This is a genomic window from Bifidobacterium sp. LH_416 (assembly GCF_056357055.1).
Map to the genome: position 1 here is coordinate 985040 of NZ_JBKEVJ010000001.1, position 11829 is coordinate 996868.

General features: G+C 57.9%; 6 protein-coding genes, 2 tRNA genes and 1 pseudogene. 5 read left to right on the forward strand and 4 right to left on the reverse strand.

Going from position 1 to position 11829, the window contains the following annotated elements; genetic code table 11:
• Window positions 1-43: 43 nt before the first annotated feature.
• On the reverse strand, window positions 44-1618 hold the full coding sequence (locus tag AC1AY0_RS04395; protein ID WP_476522997.1) for a DUF6020 family protein: 1575 nt from the start codon (window positions 1616-1618) through the stop codon (window positions 44-46).
• A 44-nt stretch (window positions 1619-1662) separates the two neighbouring features.
• Between AC1AY0_RS04395 and AC1AY0_RS04400 the strand changes: the two genes are divergently transcribed.
• The 3 genes from AC1AY0_RS04400 (at window position 1663) to AC1AY0_RS04410 (ending at window position 3871) form a co-directional block, all read left to right on the forward strand.
• Window positions 1663-1770, forward strand: a tRNA-OTHER gene (locus AC1AY0_RS04400).
• 286 nt (window positions 1771-2056) lie between these two features.
• Window positions 2057-2144: transfer RNA gene (locus tag AC1AY0_RS04405), tRNA-Ser, on the forward strand.
• Between the two features lie 239 nt (window positions 2145-2383).
• Entirely contained in the window at window positions 2384-3871 is a 1488-nt protein-coding gene (locus AC1AY0_RS04410; protein ID WP_476525922.1) for a tyrosine-type recombinase/integrase, read from the forward strand.
• A gap of 185 nt (window positions 3872-4056) precedes the next feature.
• Here AC1AY0_RS04410 and AC1AY0_RS04415 read toward each other — a convergent pair whose 3' ends face one another.
• Entirely contained in the window at window positions 4057-4467 is a 411-nt protein-coding gene (locus AC1AY0_RS04415; RefSeq protein WP_476525924.1) for a hypothetical protein, read from the reverse strand.
• 198 nt (window positions 4468-4665) lie between these two features.
• Here AC1AY0_RS04415 and AC1AY0_RS04420 point away from each other — a divergent pair, with 198 nt between their 5' ends.
• Both AC1AY0_RS04420 and AC1AY0_RS04425 read left to right on the forward strand, forming a co-directional pair.
• The gene (locus tag AC1AY0_RS04420) at window positions 4666-5445 is read left to right on the forward strand and encodes a hypothetical protein (RefSeq protein ID WP_476525926.1); all 780 of its coding nucleotides are present in this window, start codon (window positions 4666-4668) and stop codon (window positions 5443-5445) included.
• 196 nt (window positions 5446-5641) lie between these two features.
• A complete protein-coding gene (locus tag AC1AY0_RS04425) occupies window positions 5642-8542 on the forward strand; it encodes a UvrD-helicase domain-containing protein (RefSeq protein WP_476525928.1) in 2901 nt (966 codons plus the stop codon).
• Window positions 8543-8731: 189 nt separating this feature from the next.
• Here AC1AY0_RS04425 and AC1AY0_RS04430 read toward each other — a convergent pair whose 3' ends face one another.
• Window positions 8732-10561, reverse strand: a complete 1830-nt coding sequence (locus AC1AY0_RS04430) for a hypothetical protein (RefSeq protein WP_476525929.1) — start codon at window positions 10559-10561, stop codon at window positions 8732-8734.
• Between the two features lie 108 nt (window positions 10562-10669).
• A pseudogene (locus AC1AY0_RS04435) lies at window positions 10670-11719 on the reverse strand (IS256 family transposase); the annotation flags it as partial.
• Window positions 11720-11829: the final 110 nt, after the last annotated feature.

Consider the following 11829-nt stretch of genomic DNA (forward strand, 5'->3'; position numbering starts at 1 on the left):
GTATTGGCATGCGATTTTGAGGCATATTTACCTCAAAAATGTCTCAATATTCGATATTTGTCCGCTCACGACTACCGCTCTTCCCGAATGTTGAACCCACTCCCAGCGGCAGCGCAGCGAACAACGGCAGCGTAAAGTACACCGGAATCGGATACCAGAACAATGCCTCGGGCGAGGCGTACAGCGACAGTACCGTAAATACCAACAGAGCGTACGCGGCGAACGCCGGCATCGCGCAGCGCCACTGTCGCCGCATTCGAGCCGTCCGCACAATCAACATCACACCGATTAGCAGTGGAATCCAAGTCACATACAAAGCCATCGAAGTCAGCTGATTATCATTGCGCACCCATGTTCGAATAGCTTGCAATGCATCATGCTTCCACTGAGGCTTATGCGAAGTGCCCATCAGCGGAGCAAGATCGCGCTCAATAGCCTTCAATCGTTGTGCTGCAGTCACATCGGCATCCGCGTTCGCGCCAGCATTGGACCCAGTTTCCCCTACTTCTGCCGGCAAGTACGAAGCCCACTGTTTCAAGTACCCGGGAGTGAACAGATAATCGGAATCAGTTGGATACGCGAAGTTCACCGTTGGATTCCACCAGCCGCGCATTACACCGGCATACGCCTTGACGTATTCGCCAGGATTGGCGGCCCCGAGCTGAACCCATGTTGCGAGCGCCGCGATTTTCTGGGAATTGGTTGGCAGCGGTCTGCCGGGCTGAGCTTTGGTATACAGCGTGGCGAACGTTTCGTTGGTGCGGTGTGGATTAATATCGGCTGCCGCTTTGTTCAAATCCATGATTGCATTGAGATTGCGCTGCTGGCTTGCACTGATGGCACTCGGATTATCGTGCGCGACTTGAGCGACCGGCTGAGTAATCAATCCCCAGACTTCGCGTCCAGGTGAGGGATTCGCATGCGTTGCCGCCGTGATTGCCGGAGACCATACGCATTGTGCCAGTATGATTGCGACTGCGAGGCATGCGAACGCGCGGAAGCGAGGAGTCAGATGACGGTTCCCTGGCTTATGCTGCCGCGCGATCTCGCCGGAATCTTTGCTGAGTTGGCCTGTTTTAGTATCAATATCATTCTTGTGCTGATTGTGCATGCGCCCTTCGCATGCCGCAATCATGCACACGCCTGCGCACAGCACAATCAGCAATGCCGTTCGCTTCGATACGATTGCTGCGAACATCAGCACAATGAATGCGGCGGCAACTGGTTTTCTGCATAGTACTTCCCCGCGTGTGCGGCAAACTTCCGCGAACACTACGGCCAGCGGCAGGAAGAATACGGTATGCAGCGAATCCTTGCCCATTGTGGAAATGGAACCGACCACCACATAGCTCGTTGCGAGGTAGAGCAGAGATATGCCAAGCAGCCATCGCGGAGCGGCGAGTTTGCGCACATAGCAGAGCATGAGTGCACTGCCGGCCGCCAGCAGTAGCGTTTGGGTTGCAGTGTAAATGGCTTGGCCGGCAAGTGGAGTGCCGAAGAGCGCGCGGCCGGCGTCCCAGAACAGTTTGAATATGAGCGTATCGAACAACGGATGTTGGGTGTAGTAGTGATGAAGACCAGAAGCCTGGAGGTATTGGGCCAAGGTGTCATCGCGCATGGAACCGGGCCAAGTGAAGACGAGCCACGGAAGCCATGCGATGAGGAGAATTAAAAAGTACGGGAGAAACCAGGTCTTCAAAGATGCCGTGAGCGTAGACGGATTGCGGCGAGCCGCCAGCCTCACGAGTTCGAATCTCGTATCCTCCGCCAATGAAATTAGCCCCCCATTGCGAGCGTACTCATCACTTTGCACTTCTTCACGCATGGTTGAACAGCCTAGGTTGGTCGTATGTCGGGGAGCTTTCACTTATCAAGAATTCATGCATCCGTTTGTATGAATTTACGGACAAGCAAAGCGCGGCTGCACTACGCGCAAGCCCGCCCATTCAAGCCACACCGCACAACTACGACACGCCGAATATGCATTTTCCCGCCGTCTATGGTAGCTTATTCGAGTTGCCTACGGAGCTTGCTTCTAGCAAACACTGCAGTGCATGGAGGATTCGCCTAGTGGTCTATGGCGCACGCTTGGAAAGCGTGTTGGTATAACAGCCTCACGAGTTCGAATCTCGTATCCTCCGCCAGAAGGTCCCGAAAACCGTTACGAGAGAACGGTTTTCGGGTTTTTTCGTTTTGTCGGCAAAATGCCGACAAAAACGCCGACGGAATCGCGCGGCATCATCTCCGGAAAATCCCCCAAACCCGTTCGCAGGAACGAACGAATCGGCCTTACCTTGAAACCAATGGGAACGACGACAGGGACGTCGCTTCCGCAGACAATCGTTTCAGGGGAATGGGCATGGGATACCAAGAGGACTACGAGATGGCCATCAAGACCATGATGAGCGAGGACCCCGCCATCGTGCTCGGCTCGCCGCACGGCGAGGTGCACGTGCAGCTGCTGCGCGGCAGGGAAGTGTACGTGTGCAACTGGAAGCAGATGAATGGCGGGAAGATGCGCCGCTGCCGCGTCTACGCGCACACCAAGCGCGATGCGCTGCGACGCAAGGTGGAACGCATACGGGAAATCGCCATCGAAGAGCACAACCCGGAACCGCAGCCGCAGACCGAGAAGACGCGGACGCGCGGCACGAAGGGCACGCGCAGCAATCCGACCGTGTCGATGTTTCTGGAAACATGGCTCAAGGGCGACAAGAACGCCGGCGGCGACTCGAAGCGCAAGTACCGCAACAACATCGAGGCGCACGTGCTCCCGATAATCGGCAACCGCTTCGTCAAGCGGCTCACCTCGGGCGACATCGACAACATGAAGAAGCGCTGGGACAAGGACGGCTTGGGCCATTCGGCCCAGTGGCATACGTGGACGACGCTGAACACGATGCTGAACTACGCTGTGCGCAAGAACATCATCGTACGCAACCCGATGCTCGGCTGCGACGAGAAACCCCGGAAGGCCAATCCGACGGCGGCGCGTGACAATCTCGCCATCGACAAACGCACCGACATCATGTGGGGCGTGTTGTCGTGGCTCGCGAACCCGGATTGCCCGATGCACAGGCATTGGCCGCTGATACAGCTGATGCTGCTTGGCCTGCGTCGCTCCGAACTGCTGGGGCTGCCATGCGACGTCATCGACGGGAAGAACAACATCCCCCAGTTCGTCATCCGTCAGCAGCTCAAGCAGAAGGAAGGCGGCGGCTGGTACGTCTGCAATCATCTGAAGTCGCACCACGAGGAACGCCGCTTCCAGATGCACCACCCGTACGATGCCGCCGTGCATGAGGCCATACGGCAGCGCAACGAAATCACGGAACGACTGCGAGAGCAAGGCAGGGATGACGTCTTCATTGACATCATGGACGAGAACAGCAAGGAAGTCATCGGCCAGTGCCGCCTGTTGTTCGTCCGCGAGGACGGCACCAACTACACCTACAACGACTACTACCAGATTTGGCACGATGTACTGCTGGCGTTCTACCGGCGCGGCGGCGGCCATCCGTCCGACAAGCTGACCCGGGATGAATACTGGCGTCCGCATGCGAACCGGCACATCACGGCGTCGCTGCTGCTGCGGCTGGGAGTCCCCATCGAAGTGACGCAGACCATCATCGGGCACATGAGTCCGGAAATGACCGCGCACTACCAACATGTGTACGCGGCCAGCAAGGAGAACGCCACGAGCGGTCTTGGTGATTTCGTGTACGAGCAGATGAAGGCGCACACCCTGCGCAAGGACCTCGTCGTCCCCGGAAGGTCACGTCAACGTTCCGCAACGCAGTCACGTCCTGCTTCCGCGACCGCTCCGACGGGTCTCAGCGTAACGTCTTCCTTAGTGGATGCGGTTCCGTAAGGTCGATGCCGGCCGACGCATAGACGGAAATGATTTGCTCTTCGTTGAGCTCGCTCATCCTGTGATGCGTCAGTATGCACCGGCCGGGATTGACGCAGAACTCGGCCGTCTCGGGTCCGAGGATGTGGATTATCGCGGGGTCTTTGACGCTTGGCATGACCGCTCCTTTTTTCGGGATGATGTTGTCAGGGACATATCGTCGAAAAAAAAGAAAAAGCCGCTCGCGCTTTTGCCTCGCCGCCGCGCTTCATTACTGCCGCATCGCCTGCCGGCATTTCGGCGGGGTCGTTCTCCCGTTCCAGCGGCTCTAAGCGCATGCGGCGACCAAGAGCTGGCCCATATATCTCAGACCACGACGGCTCTCCAATGGAATGACCATGCCCCGACGCCGGATGTGCGAACCGCATTCTTGCCGTCTTTGTTGTCTTTCCAATGACGGTATGCGTGATTTGCTCACCGATACCGTCATGGCGAAAATCCCGTTCCACCGGCGTTATCTGTGTCAGGCATTTTCTGACATCGTCGGATACGGCATCTGATGCGCATCCTGCGATATTGACTGGCAAGCCGTCATACATCGCGTCTGACGACTTCATACCACTCTTTGTACCAATGGGAAGGACATCGAAATGACCAGTACTCTGCGAGCGACCAAAGGCGACCGAAGAGTCTTGGAGGCATTATTGCGATTCCGTTGTCTCAGCATTCTGAGCGCCGTTCGGTTTTCCGGACTGGCATTGTCCAGCCGCTATCGGATTAGCCGAAGGCTACACGCTTACTCGGGACGCGGTTATGTGCGCGTTATCACAGGACCGAGCGCGCACGTCGTGTTCACGCCAACGCCCAAACTCATTCCGCTGCTGGAATTGGAGACACCGCCATTGAGAGCCGCAGATGCTTCGGCGCATGCGTTGGCCGTGTCGAGCATTGCATCGCAGCTGGCGCATGGCGACAACGTGCTGCACCTACCCGACGATGAATGGGAAAACATTCGCATACAGATGGAGGACTACGAGGCGGGATTGGTTTGCGAAGCAGACATGCGCATGGCCGAAAGCCGGTTGCGTCAATCCGGTAAACGTGACCAAGCCGTGGCACAGATGCTGCATCTCATGGATACGCAACGTGATGATGTTGCGTACCGTGCTTGGGCCGGAGGGAATCCGTATCAGTTGTGGCCGTGGATTGTCATGGCACACGGCGCAGCATGGAACACACGCGAGCAACGCATAGTCAGCGACGTATACGCCGAATCGGACAGCACTGTCATCGCGCTGACCGACCACAGGCCCGATTTGGTTCTCGCCAGACCGTTCCACGAATCCATAGCCATTGAAGTTGAGCTGACACGCAAGCCAGCGCGCGATTACATCGCCACGATGGCCGGCTACGCCACGCGCCAAAGCCGCGACGCCTACTCGCAAGTCGTTTGGATTGCTACCAGTGAGACGACCGCGCATGCGATTCGTCGCGGCATCACGGCGACCGGCACCGAACAACTCGCGCGCGTCGTGATGGCCGATTCCAACGGCGGTCCTCTATGGGGCGGCGTCGATTTGACGACCAGAGCATGACGAATGCTCGAACATGTACCGATGCATAGGCGTTCTCTCTCAATCGGCACATGCCGTAACGACAGCCACCAAACTAAGCGGCTCTCTATATTCCCTTAAAACCAGACGCCGGCCGTCACCATGACAGTGACCGCCGGCGCAAGAGCAACTACACGGGCTTCCCTCCCGTGGGACGCACGAAACATGGAGGTGTTTCATGTCCGCAACAGCAATATCTACCACACAACAACTGACGCTCACCAAGGACGAGCGCCAGCTCGAACGCGCGCATCGTAATAGCGTTCTGCAAAAGCGAATCCATGACGGCGAACTGGAGATGTCTCGCTGGCAGCTGCTGGCGGCGAGGAACACTGACCATCGGCTGCGCATCGTTGCGTCGGCCGGAGCCGGCAAGACACGGACGCTTGCTAACGCCATCGCAGCCGCCGCGACGCTTCACGATGCGAAGCACATAGCCGTCGTTGCATTCACGCGCAAGGCCGCACGCGTCATCGATGGCGCACTCGCAGACAATGATGTGTACGGCGCCAGCGTAAGCACACTCGATTCGCTCGCCGTACGGATACTAGAAGCTGCTGGTATATACGTCACCGCTATCACCGACAAGGACAAGAAAGCAATCCTCACCGACATCCGAAAAACCTGCATGGAAAAACAGCCACACGAACGCATCACGCTGAAACAAATGATGCATGACACGACGTATTACGCCATGCATCCCGACGAGCAGCCCGAATCCGAATACCTCAAAGCCATCCTGGAGGAATACACTGAGCGATGCGAAAACATTTGCAGAGCCGAGTGGCCGACCATCGAACTACTCGCTGCGCAGCACTACCCAAAATCTGGTTTCCAGTTCGAGATACTAGGCGTGGATGAAGCGCAGGACCTTAACCCTGCGCAAATACAACTGGTAGAAAGCATTACCGCCACGACGATGCAGACTATCGTCGCCGGTGATTGGCGGCAAGGCATCATGGCCTTTCAAGGCGCGACACCTGATTGGTTCCGCGATGGCAACCATTTCGACCAAACGCTGGAACTCCCCGTCAATCACCGATGCTCACCGGAAATAGTCGATGCCGCGAACCACGTGTTCGGAGACAACATCAAAGCCGACAAGAACGCCACGGCCGGCATGATGCCCCAGCTGATACGCGCGAACGACGAACAGGATGAAGCCGAGAAAATCACTGACATCGTTGAAGGCTTGTTGGCCGACGGTCACACTGCGGCAAGTAACATCCGGTTTCTCGCGTGGCGTCGCAGTCAGTTCCGAGAACTGAAACGAACGCTTGCAGAACGCGGCATGCCAGTAAACGAGGATGCTTTCCGCACTATCCATTCATACAAGGGCGATGAAGCGAACATCATCATTCTGATGGGCGTGAGCCGCGCCGTCTGGGGCGACCGCAGCGACGAGTCGGACATGTTGCTATATGTGGGAATGACACGAGCACGATTAGGGCTCATTATTTCCTATCCCGACCAGACGAGTCTGCCTGGCGGCCGCACTTCCGCAGTATGCGGTCCATACCCCACGCTGGAGAACTGCGGTTTGCAGGAACCGTCTGACTCACAGACGATTCTTGACCGACTCCATCACGACATCAACAGTCGTCACCTGTTGGAAGATGTCATCGAGGACAACAGAACCGCGCAAAACATCACCATCCAGAAAAAACAGCAGAGTCGCATCATCGCAAGTTACCAGCGACTGGGAAACGCAAAGACGGCGGCGAAGCTGACCGACTGTGCGGAAAAGTTGACGTTCGAGACCATGACCGACGGCAATGTTCGACGCAGCCTGCTGGCGCACGCATGGTTCTGCAACCAAAAGACCTGCAACATCTGCATGGGGCGCAGAGCTGTCCGCAATCAGCTGCGCGTTGGCGCGGCACTCGATTGTCTTTTTAACCCCAAATGCTACCGGGATTTACTGCCCGATGAACTATATGAGCAGATTGCAGCGATGCGGTTTGCGACTCCAGCATTCTTCACTGGGACCATGCCCAACGTTGACGACCTTGCACTCGGTATCCGCGTGCTCAATCTCGCCGTCCGCAACCTCACTCACACGGATACCCATCACAGTATGAGCGAACGCGAGCGAGTATTCACGCAAGGTATCGTCGGCACCACGCGCAGCGACGAAGCCACCAATCACTTCATCAATGAGGGGTTGCACGAGCTGGAATACCAGCTACAGCAACACGAATCTACGCGCGACTTGACCGACATGCAACTGAGTGAATTTCGTCAGAAGATAACCGACATTCGGGCGGGCGGCGAATGGCATGTACACGCTCATATGATTTTCGCAGCATTGGAAGCCTATTACCATGACCAACTCCATAAGGACGACATCAAGAATGGACACGACTACAAAGGTGACATCGTAGAGGCCAATCACTTATACAAAGGCCACCTGTGGTGGAAGTTGGAATGGACCAACGCCGTCCAGAAAGCCGTAAACTCCACCATCAGGCAGGATGAGGCAAAAGGGATAACACACGATGATTTTCAGACAGCCCGATGGCAACAGTTTATGAGCATGAGCCGCACCGACGTGGAACACGCCATCGAACAAGCTCAAGCTCAAGTCGAACAGTGCAAGCCGGGTACGGTCACCTATGATGCTGCTCGGAAAGCCGAGAAGCAGGCTTGGGGCAATGGAGCGGTAATCGATATCGAAGCCATCAGCATCAAGGGAAAACCCATGACGTCGGAACAAAAAAGGAAGCTCAACAAGTATCCCGAACTACTGAAATCCGCCATCCAGGAAACATGCAAATACGCTTTCAAGCCCGACGAGCTTTTTGCGAAAACCAGCAAAGAAGAACTCGACCGAATCATCCCGCAGATAGACGCCACGTCAGGCGCGCGCCTCATCTCCCGCACCGGCATCATCGCCCAGGTGCTTCACGATGCCGATGAGCAACAGCTCTGCGACCGCTATCTACAACGCACAAGAACCGGTAATACAAGCTGGACATTGGAGCAGTCCATCACATTCAACTGGTTGACAGACCTTCGCCAATACGTTCAATATGAAACCAATGACGAGGATGACGACGAAGCTGATTTTCTCTCCTAATCTCAACTGGCACGTAGTGGTGAGGCCGACGAGCAATCAGCTCGTCGGCCTCACCACTACGTGCCAGTTGTTTCTATATAAAACAATCAAGTCAGCCGACGTTGCCAGCTGTTTGGCTTGTATGAACGAGAAGAAGCATCAGGGCGTTATCCGCATCGGCGGACCTTACGCTCTGTGCTCGCTCTCGCTCTATTCCTCCTCGAAGCCGGAGTTGTCGAGTTTGAGGTTTTTGGCGTTGCCGTCGATGATGCGGATGACATTCTCGTCAAAGCCTGTGGCGTCGTCGGCGTGAATCTCCAAGCTGATGGAGATGTTCGCACCGGCAAGCCTGAGCTGGTCGAGAATGCCTTCGTTGATGCGTGCGAGGTCGCGGTTGAGAGAATCCGGGTCAAGCTTGGCAGTGCCGTAGTAACGCTTCTTGGATACCGTAACCGGCTCCGGTTCGCGAGCCGGTACGCTCTCACCGTTCGGAACCGATGCCGCACTTGGCTGTGCGGCATGCTTTGGCCTGTGCACATCCGGCTGCTGCGCATGGGCAATGCTCTGCGCCACGAACTCGCCGGTATGCGATTCAAGCTGCGACTGTTTATCAGCCGCATCCTCGGCACGGCATGCTTCCAAGTCGGCCATCGCCGTATCCCAGTCCACGATGAGTGTGGAATCGGTGACCTGTACCACGGCTTGCGCGGTATCGGTCACGCCGGGGATGATGAGATTCTGGAAGTGCCCGGACTCGTATTTCCCTGAGGCGACCGCGAACCGGTCATCGGCCGTCAACACCGCACCGGCGGCCCCTGTAATAGCGTTGTCGAACACTTCGCGGTCGGCAAGACGAGGCATGTACGGGAACCGTGTGATACACTCCCACACGGTCTTTGCCGGCAGCACGCCATCCACGAACGCAGACTGAAGATACTGGTGGATGTCGTAGCCGAGCGAGCCGGGAGCGTACTGGTCACTGAGCGCGTCCTCGCTTTGCAGACGGCTTCCGGTACGTTCGGCCATGGAGTCGCCGCCGCTGTCGGAGATACGCATGTCGGCCAATCGGTATGCGCTCTTGGGGTCAAGTTGTTCGGGATACACGCACCAGCAGTACGCGCTGCGGATGCGTTCCTCCAACGTCTTGTTGAAACCGGCCATGGCGTTCTTGGCCTGTTCGACCTGCTGCCGGGTGAGGTTGAGCTGCACTTCGTTGTCGGCAACGCGCTTCCAGCCGAGGTAGGAGCGGGCCGCATCCTCGGCGAATCCGAGCAGGTTGCGGTCGGCGGCGAGGAAGACGAGCATGTTGCGGTTGGAGCGCTGAGCTGAGCCGCGATGTTCTATCGCGTCGCGAATCCACTGCTTGGCTTCTGATGATTCGCTCTCTCCCTTGGCTACGGTCCAGCGCGGGTGCATGATGACGAGCGTGACCTGGTCGCTGTCGGGGATGCCATCGGTGCCGTCAGGAGTGACGCATACGCGCCGGAACTTGCCGCGCCGTCCTGCCGAGCCTTCCGGCTGGAGTCGTGCCGTGATTTCGTTGTACACGCTTTCCGGGTCCTCACGCAGGCGGTCGGCATAGTCGCGGGCCGTCTTGGTGATGGACGGCTGGAGGCTATACCGGTATGTAGAACCTTCGGCGAAGAAGTACGTGGAGCGCTGTTCCAACTGGCTGGCAGCTGTGCCGAAATTGCCGGACACGTCGCCGGGCATGGCGGTGCCCAACCATACGCTTTGCACGCCAATACCCCTGTTGGGCAGTCCGGCGCGCGGCGCGGAACCCATGAACACTGCTCGGGCGATGCGCTGGGTCAACACACGCTGGCCGAGCGCCGGTCGGTCGTTGTCGATTTGCGCGGCGGTGGACTGCGGTCCTGACACGTCGGTGTCGATGATGGCCTTCCACGAGTCGGGCAGGTATTGGGCGAGGTTCGAATAGACCGTCTCGGAATCCAGCGGCACGTTGCCGGGCAGAATCAGCGGATTCGTGTCATTGCCAGCCCATAGTTCGTGGATGATGGACGATACCAAGGTCAGCACGCCACGCGTACGCTGGAAGTTCTCCAGACTCGACCAGTCCTCGTAGAGTCGGTCCAGTAGGAGCTTGTCAAATTGTTTGTGTTTGGGTTTTGTTTTTCGTGTTGTTTTTCAGATGTACGGTTCCATGCGTTCGGGGTAGGCCGCGGCGAGTTGGGCCAGGGCCTGTTTCCAGTTGGCGGTGGTCCTGCCCTCGATGAGCCGGCATTCGCCTTTGTGCCGTTCGCCCCTGCCGGCCTTCTCGCGCTGCCTGGCGCGTTTGTCCTCGATGTCGCAGATCGCGAGCCACAGGAGCTTTACCACGGCCTGGTCGTTGGGGAACTGGCTGCGGTTGCGGCTGACCTTCCTCAACTGGTAGTTCAACGATTCGATGCTGTTGGTCGTGTAGATGACGCGCCGCAGCATGGGAGGGAACTGCAGGAACGGCGCGAAACGGTCCCACGCACGCTCCCACGTGTCCGCCACCGACGGGTACAGCCGGCCGAGCTCGCTTCGCCTGAACTCGTCCAGCGCCCTGCGCGCCTGCTCCTCGCCCGCGGCCGTGTACACGTTCCTGAGACCCCTGCACACGGCCTTGCGGTCGCGGTCGGCCACGAACCTGTTCGCCGCGCGGATCAGATGCACCACGCAGGTCTGCACCATCGCCCGCGGCCATGTAGCCTCGACCGCCTCGGGCAGGCCCTTCAAACCGTCGCAGCACACGACCAGCACATCCTCGACGCCCCGGTTGGCGATCTCGGCGCACACATGCGCCCAGAACGAGGAGCCCTCCGCATCCTGGACCCAGATGCCCAGCACATGCTTCAACCCGTCCATGTCGACGCCGACCGCCAGATGCGCGGCCTTCGACACGACCCTGCCGCCATCCCTGACCTTCACGCGCAGCGCGTCGAGGTACATGATCGGATAGAACCCGTCCAACGGCCTCTCCTGCCATTCGAGCACCGCGTCGGCCACGGCGTCGGTGACCGACGAGATCGTCTCGTGCGACAATTCGGTGCCGACCGTCTTGGCGAGGTGGTGCTGGATGTCGCGCACCGTCATGCCTCCCGCGTACAGGCTGACGATCATGTCATCCAGGCCGCCCAGCCTCCTCGAGCACTTCGGCACCAGCCTCGGCGTGAACGATCCGTCACGGTCTCGCGGCACCTGGATCGTGACGTGGATTGGCTACAATGTATTGGACGGTTCATTGAGGGACTAGGCAACGAAGGAGTTGATGGTCATGGCCGACCCGAGGCATCCGCGCAGGTTCACGGAGGAGTTCAAAA